General features: G+C 62.2%; 1 pseudogene. It reads right to left on the bottom strand.

The features are described 5' to 3' along the window. Positions 1-381 precede the first annotated feature (381 nt). Positions 382-654, bottom strand: a pseudogene (locus GY937_06085) (hypothetical protein). Positions 655-760 lie beyond the last annotated feature (106 nt).

Here is a 760-nt window from a genome sequence, read left to right as displayed (position 1 = left end):
TATCGGGGCGACCTGTGTTCTAGTCGGGAACTCGGAAGCTGTGCAGGGCGTTTCGGCGTCTTGGTTGCAGGACCCGAACCGGGACGGCCAGTCGGGGAATCCCGATATCCGTATCTTGTTCGATGGGGTAGAGGTCGCGGCTGGGGCTTATACGGCGGCGAATGGTTACGAGTTTGGGTTCGGGCCGGTTGTTGTTACCGGGCGGGGTTCTGTGACGGTGACGGCGTATGCGGCTGCAGCTTTCAATAATGGGGCTTCGCAGGGGTCTTTCCGTTCTGTGGTTGTTGATTTGTATGGGTGTGTTCCGGCACCGACAACTACGACGGTTCCGCCAACCTCAACGACGACTAGCACCACGACGACGGGAGCGCCACCATCAAGCACCACCACCACGTCCACCCCCCCGACAACCACGAGCACAAGCACCACAGTGACTATACCGCCCACTACAACGACCGTGCCGCCCTCGACAACCACCAGCACGACGAGCACCACCACCACGGTCACGACGGTTCCACCATCTACCACGACCACAGTGGCACCGCCGACCACGACCACATCTTTACCGCCGGTCTCTACGACGACAGTGACGGAGCCCCCCAGCACGACGACGTCTACCACGGTCCCGCCGACCACGACCACGAGTAGCACCATCGTTACCGTCGTGGTTGTCGATCCGCCGCCGACACCGCCACCGCCACCTGAGCTGCCACGCACCGGCCCGACCGGTCTCACTATCGCACTAATAGCCGGTCTGGCT

The organism is bacterium (assembly GCA_024228115.1).
Taxonomy (GTDB): Bacteria; Myxococcota_A; UBA9160; order UBA9160; family UBA6930.
The sequence above is the reverse complement of the archived record's forward strand: the minus strand, read 5'-3'. Positions and strand labels throughout refer to the sequence as shown.